This window comes from Streptomyces pilosus (assembly GCF_014649835.1).
Taxonomy (GTDB): domain Bacteria; phylum Actinomycetota; class Actinomycetes; order Streptomycetales; family Streptomycetaceae; genus Streptomyces; species Streptomyces pilosus.
On record NZ_BMTU01000022.1, the window covers coordinates 40,035 to 56,126 of the forward strand.

Annotated in this window: 10 protein-coding genes and 1 pseudogene; 8 read left to right on the forward strand and 3 right to left on the reverse strand. The window is 68.7% G+C overall.

Features of this window, described 5'->3' with window-relative positions:
- Positions 1–65: 65 nt before the first annotated feature.
- On the reverse strand, positions 66–869 hold the full coding sequence (locus IE118_RS32760; protein WP_189561735.1) for a phosphatidate cytidylyltransferase: 804 nt from the start codon (positions 867–869) through the stop codon (positions 66–68).
- Positions 866–2,629, reverse strand: coding sequence for a pyridoxal phosphate-dependent aminotransferase (locus IE118_RS32765; RefSeq protein ID WP_189561736.1), 1,764 nt, complete (start codon positions 2,627–2,629; stop codon positions 866–868). The genes IE118_RS32760 and IE118_RS32765 overlap by 4 nt, the downstream gene beginning before the upstream one ends.
- A 468-nt stretch (positions 2,630–3,097) precedes the next feature.
- On the opposite strand from IE118_RS32765, the gene thrS reads away from it, so the two are divergent.
- From thrS to IE118_RS32785, 4 genes are all read left to right on the forward strand, one after another.
- Positions 3,098–4,327 carry a threonine--tRNA ligase gene (gene thrS / locus IE118_RS32770; RefSeq protein WP_189561758.1) on the forward strand — a complete coding sequence of 410 codons (1,230 nt, stop codon included), beginning with the start codon at positions 3,098–3,100 and terminating at the stop codon, positions 4,325–4,327.
- A gap of 204 nt (positions 4,328–4,531) precedes the next feature.
- Complete coding sequence (locus IE118_RS32775) at positions 4,532–4,957, forward strand: hypothetical protein (RefSeq protein ID WP_189561737.1); 426 nt, start codon at positions 4,532–4,534, stop codon at positions 4,955–4,957.
- Between the two features lie 899 nt (positions 4,958–5,856).
- Positions 5,857–9,564: a DNRLRE domain-containing protein gene (locus IE118_RS32780; protein ID WP_189561738.1), complete on the forward strand. Its 3,708-nt coding sequence runs from the start codon at positions 5,857–5,859 to the stop codon at positions 9,562–9,564.
- Positions 9,564–10,049 (forward strand): hypothetical protein, encoded by a 486-nt coding sequence (locus IE118_RS32785; RefSeq protein WP_189561739.1) that lies wholly within the window; start codon positions 9,564–9,566, stop codon positions 10,047–10,049. The genes IE118_RS32780 and IE118_RS32785 overlap by 1 nt, the downstream gene beginning before the upstream one ends.
- A gap of 360 nt (positions 10,050–10,409) precedes the next feature.
- Here IE118_RS32785 and IE118_RS34305 read toward each other — a convergent pair.
- A pseudogene (locus IE118_RS34305) lies at positions 10,410–10,532 on the reverse strand (hemerythrin domain-containing protein); the annotation flags it as partial.
- A 341-nt stretch (positions 10,533–10,873) separates the two neighbouring features.
- On the opposite strand from IE118_RS34305, the gene IE118_RS32790 reads away from it, so the two are divergent.
- The 4 genes from IE118_RS32790 (at position 10,874) to IE118_RS32805 (ending at position 15,924) form a co-directional block, all read left to right on the forward strand.
- The gene (locus IE118_RS32790) at positions 10,874–12,958 is read left to right on the forward strand and encodes a prolyl oligopeptidase family serine peptidase (RefSeq protein WP_268248988.1); all 2,085 of its coding nucleotides are present in this window, start codon (positions 10,874–10,876) and stop codon (positions 12,956–12,958) included.
- A 511-nt stretch (positions 12,959–13,469) separates the two neighbouring features.
- Positions 13,470–14,075 (forward strand): ABC transporter ATP-binding protein, encoded by a 606-nt coding sequence (locus tag IE118_RS32795; RefSeq protein WP_189561759.1) that lies wholly within the window; start codon positions 13,470–13,472, stop codon positions 14,073–14,075.
- Positions 14,072–14,914, forward strand: a complete 843-nt coding sequence (locus IE118_RS32800; protein WP_189561741.1) for an ABC transporter permease — start codon at positions 14,072–14,074, stop codon at positions 14,912–14,914. Before IE118_RS32795 ends, IE118_RS32800 begins: the two co-directional genes overlap by 4 nt.
- A gap of 149 nt (positions 14,915–15,063) precedes the next feature.
- Positions 15,064–15,924, forward strand: coding sequence for a phytoene/squalene synthase family protein (locus IE118_RS32805; RefSeq protein WP_229847069.1), 861 nt, complete (start codon positions 15,064–15,066; stop codon positions 15,922–15,924).
- Positions 15,925–16,092: the final 168 nt, after the last annotated feature.

A 16,092-nucleotide genomic window follows, 5' to 3' on the forward strand; every position in this document is an offset into this window, starting at 1 on the left:
GTGAAGTCCTACTCCGCCTCGGTGAATCGCTGCGTTGGCCACTACACCCACCACATCATTCCCGCTCAATTCAGCACCAACAGCACTGCCAGAGCGACGAGGAGGGAGTCGATCCGGTCGAGGATGCCGCCGGAGCCGGGCAGCCACCGGCCGGCGTCCTTGGCGCCGGCGCCTCGCTTGACCATCGACTCCAGCAGGTCCCCGAGCGGCCCGCCGACCGCCACGGCCACCGCCGTCTGCCACGTCAGAGAGGACAGCACGGCCAGCGTGAGGAGACCGGCCGCTGCCCCAGCCAGCGTGCCGCTCCACCGCTTGGCGGGCGACAGCCGGGAGAGCCGGGGGCCACCGATTCGGCGACCCGCCGCGTACGCGACGATGTCGGCGATCGATACGGCCACGAAGAGGACGAGGCCCAGGGCGCCGGACGACACGAGGCCGGCCAGGGCGCCCAGCCACACGAGCCCCAGCAGGCCCGCGCCCAGGCGGCGGAGCCCGTGTTCCGCATCGCCCGAGAACAACGGCACCCCGGCAATCGCAAGCGCCCCGGCCGCCGTCACCCGGAGCACCTCCGCGGGGGCCAGCCAGGCGGTGAGGACGAGCCCGACGACCGCCGCTGCCAGCACTGCCCGGTCCACCGGCCCCAACTGGAGCAGCCCGCAGTACTCCGCCACGGCGACCACACCGACCACAGCGACGAGCACCGCGATCCCCGGTGGACCGAGCCAGAACGCGGCGGTCACCAGGGGCACTCCGAGCGCCCACACGCACCAGCGGATCATCAGTTCACGGCGCCGGGTTGCCGCCACGGCGACGCCTCCGAGCGCAACTGCTCCGCCCAGGTACGGTACGAGACCGGCGACCGTCGTCACCGGGAGGCCCGTCCCGGCGCGGCCGACACCACTGCGGCCGGCTCGCGCAGCGCGTTCAGGGCGCTCTGGCACGCCGCCACGATTCTCGCGTTCTCCGCCGTGTCACGGACGGCGATCCGGACGGTTCGCCCCTCGTACGCAGGGGACATCGGCGACAGGTCACGCAGGAACACGTCGTGCCGTCGGCACTCCCGCACCAGCCACCCCGCGCTCGTTCCGTCAGGCGGCAGGGTCACCGTGAGGAAATTCGCCGCCCCTTCGTCGACCGAGGAGAACCCGTTCAGTTCCTCGAGGTCGTACGCCAGTCCCCGGCGCAGCAGATGAGTGTGGGCCCAGCGCTCTGCGTAGTACGCGGGGTCACGCAGAGCCGTCACGGCAGCCAGCTGGGCCGGCAGGCTCACGGGCCACGGTGGCGTCCAGCGCCGCAGCTCCCCGGCCGTCTCCGGACCGGCCACCAGGTATGCGGCCCGCATCCCCGACAGCGCGTACATCTTGGACAGCGAGGTGCACACCACGACCCGGGCGTCGACCGAGGCGAGCCCGGCGAGCGAGTCCGCCGGATCGACATACCCCAGGTACGCCTCGTCGATCCACCACCGGGTTCGCACGGGCGAGGCTTCGATCACCGCGCGCAGCGCGTCGGCCGGGACATGGCGGCCCGTCGGGTTGTTCGGGTTGACCACGACCACGAGGTCGTACCGTCCATCGCCTGTCGCGGTGGCGAGCCGGAGCGGGTCGAGCAGCCAGCCATCCTCCCGGCGCAGCTGTAGCCGGTCGACCCTGCAGCCGATCACCCGTTCGGTGACATGGGCGTACTCCCCATAGCCGGGATCGATCAGCAGCACCCGGCTTCCCGGCGTCAACCACCGGCCGAACGCACGGAAGATGAGATCGGACGAGCCCGCCCCGACGACCAGCGACTCCACCGGGAGCTCGCGGCCCGCGGCGATCTCCGCGAGCAGTCCCTCCGCGCCCGTCGGCGGCGAAGTTCGGGCCACCCACCCCGGGTCCTCCGAGAGGACCGCGCGGACACCTGGGGCCGGTGGGAACCAGGCGTCCAGCACATCCGCCGCGACCACCTCGTGACGGCGGGTCAGGGTCCGGAAGTCCGTGCCGATCGCCGAGAAGAACGCCCCGCCGTGCTCACAGCCGTCCGCAGGCGGCGCGAAGGGCACGTCGAGCCGCCAGTCGAAGCCCGTCCTCAGCCGCTCCAGGATCCGGCCGTGACGCTCCGCGACCGTCCTCGTCAGCTCGGCCACGGAGCCGCTGAGGACCTCGAACGAGACCGCGCCCGAGCGGACCGTGCGCCCCACCGGCCGAAGTCCGGCGGCGAGGTACATGTCGAGCAGCTCCGTGCGTCCCATCGCCACCACCCGACGGCCACCCCGCGCCGCGACCCAGCGCAGCGCCGCGTACATGAGAAGTGGCGCCACTGCAGTGGAGCGCCAGTGTTCCTCGACGGTCAGGACGCGGATCTCGAACGGCGCCTCCTCAGTCAGGATCGGCAGCTCCTCACGCGTCAGGTACTTGTCGAGGGAGTAGCGGCCGGCCCACGGCGGCGTAAGGCTGATGAAGCCGATCCGCGTCTCGCCGCGCGCGGCCACGAGATAGATGTTGTCGCCGTCGAGTCCGTCACTCAGCCTTCCCGACGGATCCACCGGATGCTGGCCGAGCTCCTCCGCGTACACCCGGTGGCGCAGTTCGTGGATCCAGTCGTGATCCCGAGGCGTGGCAGTGCGCAGCTGCACGGCGTGGTCCATGCGTATGTCCCCCTGAGACGGTCTTGCGTTCGCGCCCCAGCATGGAGAAGCTCGGCAGCCAGCACCTGAGTACGCGTACTCAGGTGCTGCAGGACGGTTCGCGCCTGCGCGCCGGCGGTGGCCATGAGGCATCACCGGCGTTCACGCGCTCGTGGACGTCGATGAGGGCGGTGGCGATGACGGGGTTGTCCACCGGGCCGACCCACTCGCGTCGATGTCAGCCTGCGAAGCAAGGCGACAACGTCCCTTCCCGAACTCGCCACACGACGGTCGAGAAAAGGCCGTCCGGAGACCGGGGCCCCCTGCTACCGTGATCGACATGAAGCGCGCTGACATGACGACGACGCCGGAGAGTGTCCCGGCGCGCTGACAGACGACCTGATCCGAAGCCCCGGGGCAAGTGCCCCGGGGCTTCGTCGTAGGCCGGTCACTTGCTCCGCAACCAGCAAGGAGACCGTCATGATCACCGTGCACGACCACCGCAAGCTCGGCCGCGAACTGGGCCTGTTCGACACCGATCCCCTGATCGGCGCCGGCCTGCCGTACTGGCTGCCCGACGGTGCGGCCGTGAGGCACACCCTGGAGGAGTACATCCGCGCCGCCGAGCGGCGGGCAGGCTACCAGCACGTGTACTCGCCGGTGCTCGGCAAGCGGGAGCTCTACGAGATCTCGGGGCACTGGGCGCACTACAGCGACGACATGTTCCCCCCAATGGACCTCGGCGCCGAGCAGGTCGTCCTACGGCCGAGCCTGTGTCCTCACCATGCGGTCATCTACCGCTCCCGCTCCCACAGCTACCGCGAACTGCCGCTGCGCATGGCCGAACTCGGCGGCATGTACCGCTCCGAACTTTCCGGCGTGCTTGGTGGGCTGACCCGTGTTCGGGCCATCCAGCTCAACGACGCGCACATCTTCTGCACCCTGGATCAAGTCGCCGAGGAGGCTCGGGCAGCACTGGAGATGATCCGCCGGGCGTACGAGGCACTCGGCATCACCGCGACCCGCTACCGACTCTCCCTCCCTGGCCCCGGCGGAAAGTATGTCGCCGCGCCCGAGAAGTGGCAGCGATCCACCACCCTGCTGGCCGACGTCCTCGACCACTCCGGCCTGTCCTACGAAGCGGCCGAGGGGGAGGCCGCGTTCTACGGCCCCAAGATCGATGTGCAGGTCACCGACGGGGCAGGACGGGAGTCCACCCTGTCCACCGTTCAGGTCGACTTCCACCAGCCCGAACAGTTCGACCTGCACTACATCGGCGCGGACGGCGCCAAACACCGCCCGGTCATGGTTCACCGCAGCATCATCGGCAGTGTGGAACGAGCCGTCGCCCATCTCATCGAACAGCACGGCGGCGCCTTCCCCGCCTGGCTCGCCCCTACTCAACTGGTGATCCTTCCCATCTCCGACTCCGAAGTGCCGAACGCCGTGGCGCTTGCCCAACGCTGCACCGGCCTTGGACTGCGTGCCGAGATGGTCGGCCCGGAACGGGGCAGTCTGGGCGCGCGCATCCGAGAAGCCCGTCTGGTTCCCTACCAAGTCGTCATCGGCGCCAAGGAAGCGGCTGACAACCTCGTCGCACTGCGATTGCGGGACGGACGCCGACTCGACCCGCAGCCGGCCAACAATGTCCTGACCCACATCAGCACCCTCATCGACGCCCACAGCAGCGAACTGTGGAACAGCGCAACCAGTTCATAGCAGGCGAGCTCAACCGCAACACCCTCCGAAGGCAGGGGGAGGGAGGACCGGCCCCTCCCTCTGCCCCGTGGAGGACATGCCCAGGACGCCGTGATCACATAGCCGCGGCGAGATCGTCTCATCGCGATCACGCTCGAACCCGCAGCCTCCGACCGGGACCTATCTCGCTCGCCCGCACGGATTCGGCGTGAGAGCCTCACGCCCATGGCTACGGAGACCGAGGTGGGAGAACTGCTATACCGGCGCGGCTGGCGGATGGCATTCACAGTCGCTGACAGGGTGAATGCGTGGGCCGCCTTGGTTCGCGTCATAGAGCGCGGCTACGACGACGACATCGATGAATACATCAACGACCTCTACTGCCGGAACTGGCTGAACGAGGCGTGGCTCCTGCTGGATGAACACATCGTCCAGTTGTGGACCCCACAGATCAAAGCCCTGGACGACCGATACAAGGCCGCGACCGTCGATGACGACGGTCAAGCACTCCGCCAATTCCTCCACCAGTTCCACAGGCTGCCCGGCCCCGACCTGTGGTGGTGGCGGCGCCACCCCCGCATCCTCGCCGGAGACCTCGGGCACTCGCTTCGCTCGGCTGGTGCCGTCGGCATCGACCTTGACACAGCATGATCCTCGACACCGTGGGGTCACGGGACGACTCTCGGGGTCCGCCGGCCGCTGGCGTTCGGAGGCATGATGGACGAAGGAAGTAGGGGCGATCCTCAAGGAAGATGCACTGGGCGGTCAGCCTGGCCCAGCATGTTCGGGTCAGACTCCGGCGTGCGTCTTCAGGGCCACTCCCTCTCAGGGGCGTGAGCCGCAGATCGGCGTGCGACTGGAACAGTCGCTCGGCCGACCGGTAGTCCAGGACGGACCCGCAGCGCAGGCGGAGCCCGTCGGCTTCGGCCGTGGTCCCGGGCCACCCGGGTCGGGGGCTGCGGAGTGGGCGGGGCAAGAGGAGCGCGCATTCAGCACGTAAGGGGACGCCGTGAGCTGTCGGCCGACGGTGAGCTGCTCGATGTGGGACGGCACTGCGGCTCCTTCGGCAGCCAGACCTCGATGTTGGCGACGACCACGACAGTGCGCAAAGCGGTGACGAAGTACAGGACGCGGACGGTTTCGACTTCGTCGGTGTACTCCGACTGCACAGGGCGAGCCGGGCGAGCGGTAGCTCACACATCGCGAAGGGCTCCGGTCGCCGTGTCATGTGAAGCGACGAGGAGCTTCAGTGTGCGGTTTCTCTCACTGCCTGGACACCCTCGATTCCATCCTGTGAAGATTCGCTTTCTTTGCGTGAGTTGGATGGGGGAAAAGTGAAGAGACCTGTCAGACCCGGGAGTTCGAGAACTCTCGGGGTCAGCGCCTGCCTGATTGCAGGCCTGCTGGCCGCAGGGCTGGGTACACCGGCACATCCCGCCGGTGCCACAGGATCCGCTGGCACATCGCTGACGGCGTCGGGGGACGGCAGCGAGGACGCGGCGGTCGGTGCGGCTCGTATCCGGGCCGCGGCGCTCGGCAAGAGGGTGGAAGTGCCCGCCCTGCGCACGGAGAGTTCGACCGTCTACGTCAACCCTGACGGTTCGGTGACCGAGGAGTCGTCCACCGGCCCGATCAGGGTCAAGGACGAGAAGGGCACCTGGCGAGACGTGGACACCACGCTCGAGCTGCGTGACGGTGTGGTCCAGCCCAAGCGCGCCGCGGCGGACATCACGATCTCCGCCGGCGGCTCCGGCTCTCTCGCCCAGGTGAGTGAGGGCAGTCGCAGCCTGGGCATCGGCTGGGAAGGCGAGCTTCCCGAGCCTGTCCTCCAGGGCAACACCGCGACCTACGAGAACGTCCAGCCGGGCGCCGACCTGGTGGTGTCCGCGCTGCCGGAGGGCTTCTCGCACCTTCTGGTGCTCAAAGAGCGGCCCACGGAGCAGGTGGAACTGCGCATTCCCATAGCGGCCGAGGGCGTGAAGCTCCGTCAGACCAGTGACGAGCGTCTGCTCTGGGAGGGCAAGGACGGCGGTGATGTGGCCACCGCGCCTGTTCCTGTCATGTGGGGAGCCGAGGAGCACGCCGGCTCGCGTGAACCGGAGGACGTCTCCGATGTCGCCGTGACGGTGGAGGCCAGCGGCAACCAGCAGACTCTGGTGCTCAAGCCCTCCGAGTCGTTCCTCCAGGATCCGGATCTGCAGTATCCGGTGACAGTGGACCCGACCAACACCCTGCTCGGTCCGCTCACGGACACCTGGGTGCAGGACGCGGCGTACCCGTCGTCCCAGCGCGGCTCCACCGAGCTCAAGGCCGGCACGTACGACGGGAAGGAGAAGGCGCGCTCCTACCTCAAGTTCGATACGGACCGGTTCCGTGGCAAGCGGATCCTCGACGCCGATCTGCGGCTGTTCTCCTACTGGTCGTCGTCCTGTTCGACGGACAACGCCGGCGTCCAGGTCCGGCGGGTGACCTCCGACTGGGATCCCTCGGCGATCTCCTGGTCGGCCCAGCCGAGCACCACGGCCACGGGGGCCCCGGTGTCGAAGGCGGCGAAGGGCTACAGCGCGAGCTGCCCTGCCGGCCACGTGTCGTGGGATGTCGCGGGCATTGTTCAGGCGTGGGCGGACGGTCAGCCCGACTACGGGGTCCGTCTGGCGGCCGTCGACGAGACGGATCCGCTCACCTGGCGGCGCTACCGGTCCGCCAACTACGTGGACGGCTCGCACGACTCCGCGACCGAGCCCTCGCTGATCGTCACCTACAACGCGGCCCCGGCCGTGCCCGCGCAGTTGGGTGTCACTCCGCGCAAGACGGAGACCCCGGTGACGGTCGGTTCACTCACGCCGACCCTCCAAGCGAAGGTCGACGACAGCGACGCGGACTCGGCGTTGACCACCGAGTTCCAGGTGCAGCCGGATCCCGCATACGCCGACACCACGTACACGTGGACGGGGAAGACGGTGGAGTTCACCCCGGGCACCGTGGCCACGACGCAGATCCCGACCGCCTCCGCGGTACCGGACGGCAGCCATCTGAGAGTGCGGGCACGCACCAGTGACGGTATCGACACGTCGGCGTGGTCCGGCTGGACGACGTTCCTCGTCGATGCGAGCGACGTGCAGCCCGCCGACCTGCCCGTCCGGCTTCAGGCCGGGGCGACCGACACCGCCTCCCCTGTCGTGACCGGTGTCGTCAGTTCACCCAACGGCGGCATGGTCGAGGCACAGTTCCAGCTCGGCAACGCGAGCGGAACCCAGCTCCTGGGCACTCAGCTCGTGCCCAACGGCGAACGGGCCGGCTTCCAGATCCCCGCGGACAAGCTCACCTCGTCAGGGCCTTTCGACTGGTCGATGAGAGCCTGTTTCGAGGGCAAGTGCTCCGCGTGGACGGAGAAGTCGGCGATTTCCGCGGGGTCCGGCACGCCGCCCGCCGAGGCGGCCGCGTCCATGTCGGTGAGTGTTCCGCTCACCAAGGCCACCGTCTGCACGGACACGGCCGACTGCGTCGGCCAAACGGCAACGGCGCTGAAGGTCGGCAGCGTCTCCGGCAAGAACTGGCGAAGCCATCTGAAGGCCGATCTGTCGAAGGTCCCGACCGGGGCCCGCATCACCAATGCCACGCTGCAACTGCAGTCCACCGCGACCACACCGGACCTCGCGGTGCACGCGCTCAACGCCGCCTGGGCCACCAGTGGGACCGGAGCGGAGCTGGACAGTGCCACCGCTCCAGGCGTGAACCTGGAGGCCACCGCGCCCTGGAAGATCGACGTCACCGGCCTGGTCACCGGGTGGACCGACGGTGCGAACGCCAACCACGGTCTCGTCCTGCGCAGGGCTGAAGGCGCGGCCGACACGGCGGGCATCAGCTTCACCTCGGCCGCGCTCACCATCGAGTACGGTCCGGCCACGGCACCGTCACCGCCCAGGGACCTGCGTGCCCAGCCCGGTGACCAGGGCGCACTGGTGACCTGGAATCCGAGCCAGGACAGCGGTTACAACGACACGGAGCTCACCTACGAGGTGTCCGCGATCGACTCCTCCGGTGCCGTGGCGGCCACGCGCAGCACGAGCGGCACGGACGCCGTGATCACCGGTCTCAGCAACGGCGCTCCCTACACGTTCCGCCTCAAGGCGTCGAGCCCGTACGGCTCGAGCACCACCGTGACCAGCGATGCCGTCACACCGGTGAGGGCCCCGCTGAGCACCGCCACCTACACCGCGGCGCTTGACGAGTACCTCGCGGCCGTCGCCGCTCTGACCACGGGTGCGCACAGCACGACCGAGGCCGCGACGCAGGGCAAGCCGCACGCCTCGAAGTACTCCTGGTTGCTGAAGGCCGAGGAGTTCTGGCTCCTCGACACCCGTAAGTCCCTGGAGGCCGACGGACTGGTCTACACGGCCATGACGTCAACCCTGTCGGACGTCCTGGTCCTCCCCTCCCCCGACGGATCGGTGGCCGTCCGGGCCACCGTGAACGAGCAGCGGACGCTCGCCGACAGCCCCGAGGAACCGGAGACCAACGAAAGGGCCCTCCTCCACACCTTCTCCGGACAGGTCACGCCCGTACTGCGCGGCAAGCTCAACGCGCAGCAGTACGAGCAGCGCCTGTCCAAGGGGGACGACGCCCTGGGTACCGTGACGTACGGCAGCGTGGAGAGCGACGTCTCGCCCACCGCGCTCACGCGACAGGTCCCCGACAGCCCTGCCGCGCTCGGCCTGGGAACGGCGCAGTTTGAAGCTTTCGGCAGCATCAGCCGCAGCGGCACGTCAGAGTGGGCGAAGAAGCACTGGAACTCCCGGCACGAGTACAGCCAGGACTGCACCAACTTCGTGTCCAAGGCGCTGTATCACGGTGGTGGCATGCGCATGAAGGGCGTGAGCAAGGACAGGAAGAGCACCAACAACTGGTGGCGTACGAAGCACTCGTCGCCCCCGCACTCCGGAGGTGGGTTCTACTATCGGTGGTCCCACACGTGGACCGTCGCCGACAAGATGGAGACCTTCCTCTCCAAGCACAGCGCCGGCATCGTGAACACCGAGTCGAAACAGAAAGAGGCCAAGGTCGGTGACGTGGTCTTCTTCAACTGGGGCGGCAAGGGCGGCTGGGACCACGCGGGCGTCGTCACCAAGATGAAGAACGGCAAGGCCTACGTGAGCGCCCACAACAACAACCGCCTGAACCAGCGTCTCGACACCTACGTCAACAGCCAGAGGGGAACGTGGGCGAACATCCACCGAGTCATTCCGGAGTGGTACTGATGCCCCGGACTGCAAAAGCGCGGTGGCTCATCACCGTGATCGTCGCTCTCTGCGTGGTCGTGGGTGCCCTGGTCTGGTGGTCGAAGCGCGATGCGGCACCGTACGCCTTGCGGGACACCCCCGAGGTGCACCTGACGGTCCGGGCCGCCACGTCCGCCTATCCCGAGGCCCAGGAAGTCGCGCGCGAGGCCGAACTGCTTCTCGAGGTCTACGTCCAGCGCCTTCAGGACGGTGACGCGGAGGAGCTGGCCGACATCGGTGCGCCGTGGTACACGGGCAGGGAGGCAGCCGCGCGGGACCTGATCTCCAAGTACGGCGCCCAGGCCGGCGATCCGGTTCAGGCCGTGGTCGCGGACCCCGTCACACCGGGTCTGGCCAGTGTCGAACTCCGCTACGGAAGCGAAAGCCGCCAGACACTCGACCTCACCCGCGACGACGGAGTGTGGTGGCTGGCCATCGGGAACGGCGACCCGGTGAAACCGTAGTCGCCACGACCGGTTGACGCAGGCGCTCGGCTGGGGTGACCCGGCCGAGCGTCAGTCCTCGGACACTGACGCCTGACGCTCCGTGGGGCCGGATCAGTCCGCCGATGGGATCAGAGGGTCGGGCCGGGACAGCGTTTCGCACAGCGGCAGCCCGTCCCTCGCGGCAACAGCCCGACGCACCCTCACTTCTGGTCGTGTCCGCGGGCGGTACGTGAGTTCCTTGTCGCATCCTCAGGCCGATCGTCTCTAACCCTCATGGCCATGGCCCGCCGGAGACCGATGTGGTGAAGCCACCGACCCCGCCCGCGCGGAGCTGACGGAGTCATGCGTCGGGTGCCGACTTGAGGACGTGACGAAGGACTCTTCGTCGTCGATGTTCCGGTACCGCTTCAGGGCCGGGTAGACCTCGGCCTCCTCCGCCAGCGCGTGCGCGACCAGCAGATCGGCGAAGTCCTTGAGCGCCGCCGCGCGGCAGGCCTCTAAGCCGTTCGGCCAACTTGATCACCCCCTGTCGTGCCGAGGGGGTCGCCGACCGAGGGCACCCGAATGGGGCATCTAGGAACGCCACCGGCCGGGTAGTCATGTGCGCGAAATGCCCCCTTCCTGCGTGAGGAGTTTGAAGTGGAAGAACTGCCCCTTCCCATCCCTGGGCCGCTCGAGATCATCAGCGATGAGGTCGTGACGCTGCCGGACTGGCGTCAGCAGCTTGCTTCCGGCGACAGCGACTGACGACGTTGGTCGTCACGCGTCAGGCGGCGGGCGGTGCGGCGCCTGAGGCACCGTTTCCGCTCGCCACGCGCCCGGTCTATCCCGCCGCCGTCCGGTTGCCACTCGCCGAGAAACTGAACGGCCGGCATGTGCCGGACCCGTACCGGTGGCTGGAGGATGAGGAAGACTCGGCGTGCGGGCGTTGGCTGGAGGCGCAGGAGCGACTGCTGGCCGCGCACGCGCCGTCATGGAGCAGCAGGTCGTACTTCCGGGCACTGCTCGGCGAGCTGCAGGGACTGGGCGGAGCGCAGGTGCCGGTGGCGACCCCGCCGGTCTGTCGAGGAGCGTTGCGCTTCTTCCTGCACCGGCCCCGCGGTGCGGAACTGCCGCAGTTGGTGGTATCCGATGACAGGGAGATGCAGGCGTCGGCTGGACGGGTGCTGTTCGACCCGATGGCGGCCGACCCAGGAGGCCTGACGTTCCTCACTGCCTGGCGTCCTTCGTGGAGCGGACGGCTGGTGGCCTGTCAGCTCACCCGCCGCGGCAGTGAAAGTCCCGAACTGTGCGTGGTGGACACTGCCAGCAGGCGGGTGGCGGAGGAGCGGTTGTCCCTTGCCCGCCCGACGCCGGTCGCTTGGCTGCCTGATGACAGCGGCTTCTACTACGTGACCGGCGCGGCTGGTCGTCGGCAGGTGCGGCTGCACCTGCTGGGTAGGGGCTCATCGGCAGATCTGGTCGTCTTCGAGACGCCCCACGCGCATCTGTCCCTGGCCGTCAGCCCGGACGGTCGGTGGCTGACCGTCAGCTCCGCACCCGGAGCTCAGACCGGGAACGACCTGTACTTGGCCGACCTCGCCGCTCGTACCGCTGCTGGAACCGGGTTGCGGCTGATCCACCACGGCAGCCAGGAACGCACCAGCGCGCTGCTGAAATCCGCCCCGAACGGCCTGCTCTACGCCGTGACCGACGCCGGCGCGCCCTGCGGCCGCGTTTGCCGGGTGGACCCCGACCGCCCGCACTACGCCGCCTGGTCGACGCTCATCACGGCGGGCCCAGAGGACCTGCTGACGGCATGCACCGCCTTGACTGACCCTGCAAGCGGCCAGACTCGATTCCTGGTCGGGACCAGCCACAGGGGTGCCGCTCGGCTGGCCCTTCACGACGCGGCCGGCCGCAGGCTGGCCGACGTTCCGGCCCCCGGCACCGGTCCCGGCACGATCAGCGGCTTGTCCACGCCCCCTGGCGGCGGCGGGGAAGTCTTCTTCACGTACACCGACTTCGTCACCCCGCCCGCTGTCTACCGCTTCAGCGCCCGTCAGGGTCGCTGCCGCCCGTACACGCCGCCCGGCGTCGATGGCGCCTCCACTCGGCCGGCTGCGTCGGCGTCGGTGCCGTCACCGGTCGTCCGGCACCTCACCTTCCGGTCGCACGACGGCACCGAGGTGGGTCTGTACCTGATCGAACCCGCCGCGCTCCCGGAGGGCCCGCGTCCGACGATCCTGACCGCCTACGGAGGATTCGGGGCCCTGGCAGCCCCTGCCTTCTCGCCGACCATCACCGCCTGGGTCCAGGCCGGCGGCCGCTACGCCATCGCCCAGGTCCGCGGGGGCGGCGAACACGGCACGGCCTGGCACGCAGCCGGCAGCGGAGTCAACAAGCCCTCCTGCTTCGCCGACTTCGCAGCCGCCGCCGACCACCTCATCGACCAAGGGCTCACCACACCCGACCGCCTGGCCATCAAGGGCAGCTCCCACAGCGGACTGGTCGTCGCCGCCGCTCTGACCCGCCATCCAGAGCGCTACGCCGCCGGCGTGTGCTCCGACGCCCCCACCGACATGATCCGCTACCCGCTCATGGGTATCGGCCCTCTCTGGGCCACGGAATTCGGCACCCCCGACGACCCCGAACAGCTTGACGTCCTGCTCAGCTACTCCCCCTACCACCAGGTGAAACCCGGGACCCCCTACCCCGCGATCCTGCTCACCGGCGCCCACACCGACCCCCGCGTGGGTTCCGCTCACATCCGCAAGTTCACCGCCGCTCTCCAGTACGCCACCACCTCCCCCAATCCTGTCCTGTTGCGGACCGAGGCCGACGTCGGCCACGGCCAGCGCACCGCCACCCGATGGGCCGACCTGACAGCCGACACCCTCGCCTTCTGCGCCACCCACACCGGTCTGACGCCACCTGACCACCGCTGACCGAACACAGTGGCGCTGTGCTGCCCCGGCGCGAAGAAGCGGTGTTCCAACCCGGCACTCTTCAGTCGAGCCAGGCAGGCGCTGCCGTTCGCGTCGTGCTCGGTGAGGCACCTCGTCAAGGCTGCTGTCGATCCGTCCTTGGCGCGTGGCACGTAAAGGGATGTCTCGACGCGGATCCTGCACGGATGATCTTCGCAAGGGCTCCGCACAGCAGGTGCAACTGGCTGCTCGCGGTGAAATCCACTCCGGGTATCAAATTGCTGCCGTCCCCGTCGACGTGACTGTTCGGCCGGTGATCAACTCCCCTGTGTTGCTCTCTGGTTGGCGGTTCGAGATCGACAATGCAGGCGATCACCCCGACCGGGAGTGCCGTTCACGACTCGGTCTTCACCCGTATGGGCTAATCAACGATCTTGCCCCGGTTTTTGGCCGTACGCAGTGCCTAGCCTTGCTGTGACGGCGAGTGAGCGGCAGCCAGTGCGTGCCACCGCCTTCGGGCCTGGGGGGTGCGATGAAGGTTCGGGATGTGCGTCACGCATACGGTCGTCGTGAGGTCCTGCGAGGCGTGGACCTTGATCTGCGGCCTGGTGTGCTGGCCGGGATCGTCGGGGAGAACGGTGCGGGCAAGTCGACGCTGTTGAGGATCTTGTCTGGTGAGCTGCGCCCGCTGGGTGGCGAGGTCCGTCATGGAGGCCGTTTCGGGTACTGCCCGCAGAACGTGGTGGTCAACGATGCTCTGACCGTGCGGCAGCATCTGGAGTTCTTCCGCGTCGCACGGGGGCTGCCGGATCTGCGGCATGCCGGGGAGGTCATGGAGGTGCTGCGATTATCGGAGTACGCCGATGAGCGGGCCGGCCTGCTCAGTGGCGGGACCCGGCAGAAGCTGAACCTGACCCTGGCCTTGATGCATGATCCGCAGGTGCTGCTGCTGGACGAGCCCTACCAGGGTTTCGACTGGGACACCTACCAGCGCTTCTGGGACTTGGCGGCACGGTTGCGTGATGCGGGCCGCTCCGTCCTTGTCGTCTCGCACCTGGCCTATGACGCCGAACGCCTGGACGAGTTGTGGCGGCTTCAGGGCGGCGTCCTGCACCCGGCCATGGCGGTGCCGGCATGAGGCGACACCTTCATCTGTTCGTCACCGCGGCCCGCTTCGACCTGCTCGAGCACGCACGGAACAGGTTCGCCATGGTCCTGGTGGCCCTGTTCATCCCCTCCTGGATCAGCCTGGCCTACGCCGTCATCCCCAGTAGGCCCGTGGCTTTCCGGCTGCGCGCGACGGGCCAGCTCCTGGCACCGGCAGGCAACCAGATCACGCAGATCACCGGTGCCATCAACGCCGTCACGCTGATCACCGGTTTCATGATGTTCGCCGTCACGTTCAACGGTGGACGCTTCGACCGCCGCCTGGCCATGGCCGGCTACCCCCGCATCCATCTCGTCATGGCCAAAACCACCTCTTTGGCTCTGGCCTCCGGCACCATCGCCGCCTATGCCACCGCAGTGACCTGCACGGCCTGGAGCCCGCGCGAGCCCGTGCAGCTCGCCGCGGCCCTGTTCTGGGGAGCCATGACCTATGGGGCGCTCGGCGTCGTCTTCGGCTCCCTGCTGCGCCGGGAGGTGGAGGGCATGTTCGCCCTGGTCATGACCAGCCTGGTCGATGTCGGCTTGCAAAGCCCTCTGGCCAGTGGCGGCACCGGAAGTGCGGCCGTGCAGTTCCTGCCCACCTACGGCACCATGCAGGCCGCCACCGCCGCTGGCTTCACCCACGCACCCCTGTCCGGCGATCTGGCCGTCCAGATCGGGTGGTTCACCGGCGCCGCGCTCCTGGGGCTGCTCGTCTTTCACCGCCGCACCAAAGACGCCCTGGCCACACGGTCACCCTTCCGTCCGCCGTGGCGATCAAGGCGCCGACAACCCGCGCGCCCGGCCCGGTCCGCATCGACTCCCCGCTGAACGACTATCCCGGGTCCGACGGCTCACAAAGGCCCTTCGAGGGACGTATGTCGCCCTCATCGCAGAGCGAAGCCCTGGCCCCGCACGGGAGCCGGTCGAGCAGAGAGAGTTCACAGATGCTGGTACGGCGATGGCTGGATGCTGCGGGTATGACTGATCCCGTCCTACGGCACTGCTACACGGTGTGCGTGCGAGAGCTGGCCGGCGCCGACGGAGGGACCGCGCGCTGGCATGGCCTGCGCAGCGCTCCCGCACAGGCTCGGCCTCATGCGGCGGCACTGCTCGCCCACGGGTGCCGTGCCGATCGCTGCGTCGACACCGGCCCGGTCGAAGACCGCCAGCGCCGCTTCACCCACTTCGTCGAGACCACTTGGGCAGCCTTCGCCGCCGACGGCTCCCACGACCCCGTCCTGCACGCCACGGTCCACACCTACCGGACTTTCGGCATGCCGGTGTCGGTGATCGAGGACATGTTCACAGCGATGCAGCGGGACCTCGACTTTCGCGACTTCACCGCCTTCGCAGAACTGCGCCAGTGGTGCATGCAGATGACCGGTGGCCCGATGGCCATGGTCCACCGGGTGACGGGATCCGTGACCGAACCCGCCTACGAGCAGTGGGTCGGCGAGTTGTCCGTCTTCGCACAGTTGACGGATGCGCTGCGCGACCTGTCGGAAGACCTCGACGACGGGCGGCTCTACCTGCCGTTGGAGGACCTCGACCGGTTCCACGTCCGCGCCGAGGACATCAAGGCCAAACGCTGGACACCGGCCATGGCCGACCTCATCGCGTTCGAGGCCGAGCGTGTCACCGGGCACCTGCGCAAGGCCGCTGAAGTGGACCGCAGTCCCGCGGGTGACCTCTGGCACGCCTACCGCGAGCACATGGCCCTGATCATCGCCGCCGTGCTGGCAGCAGGCCAGGACGTCCTGACCCGACCGGTACAGCCGCCCCTGGGCGCGCTGCTCAACGTGTGGCGCCCCCGCATGCGCGCCGTGATCCCCTGCTGACCTTCGAAAGGACGCGCCATGTCCACTGCTGTGACCGCCGCCGGCGACACGTACATTCCGCTTCTGGAGGCCGAACTGCTGCGGTGGGTGGGCAGCGGCGACAGCCTGCTGGAGCTGGCCTGCCTGGACGCATTATTCCCCCGGGCAAGCTCCTGCGCCCCGTGCTGT